The 691-nt window shown below is 56.3% G+C and carries 1 protein-coding gene; it reads left to right on the top strand.

All coding sequences use genetic code 11. The annotated features are described in order from the left end of the window. Positions 1–12: 12 nt before the first annotated feature. A partial coding sequence (locus tag Nant_RS00025) for an aldehyde dehydrogenase family protein (protein WP_238377027.1) occupies positions 13–691 on the top strand: 679 nt, incomplete at its 3' end.

Raw genomic sequence — 691 nt, 5'->3', positions numbered from 1 at the left:
TACGGTATCGATATGAATGTCAAATACCCGCTGGTGGATCTGGATCAGTTACTGCCCGCCATGCAGGATGCACGTAAAGTCTGGCGTGATGTCGGCCCGCAAGGCCGTGCGGCTATCTGCCTGGAAATACTCGAACGCATTAATAAGCGTAGCTTTGAAATGGGCTATGCGGTCATGCATACCTCAGGGCAGGGCTTCATGATGGCCTTTCAGGCCGGTGGCCCACACGCCCAGGACCGCGGCTTAGAAGCCGTCGCTTACGGCTATACCGCGATGATGCACACGCCTGCCAGCGCCGTCTGGACCAAGCCGCAGGGCAAACAGGATCCGTTAGTCCTGAACAAAACCTTTATCACCGTCGGTCGGGGTATCGGTCTGGTGATTGGTTGCTCTACTTTCCCCACCTGGAACACCTATCCGGGCCTGTTTGCCGATTTGATTACCGGTAACCCGGTGATAGTAAAACCGCATCCGGCGGCGATTCTGCCTGCTGCCATCAGCGTCAGGATTGCTCAGGATGTATTAATCGAAAACGGTCTGCCCGCGCATATCGTCTCCATGGTGATCGATGCCGACGCCAGCCAACCGGCGACCGCCGACCTGGCCACGCGTGAAGAGATCAAACTGATCGACTTTACCGGTAACACACCATTTGGTAACTGGCTCGAAGCGAATTGCACGCAAGCGCAGG

Source organism: Neptunomonas antarctica, from assembly GCF_001305295.1.
GTDB lineage: Bacteria > Pseudomonadota > Gammaproteobacteria > Pseudomonadales > Balneatricaceae > Neptunomonas > Neptunomonas antarctica.
This window is presented reverse-complemented; position numbering and strand designations above follow the sequence as displayed.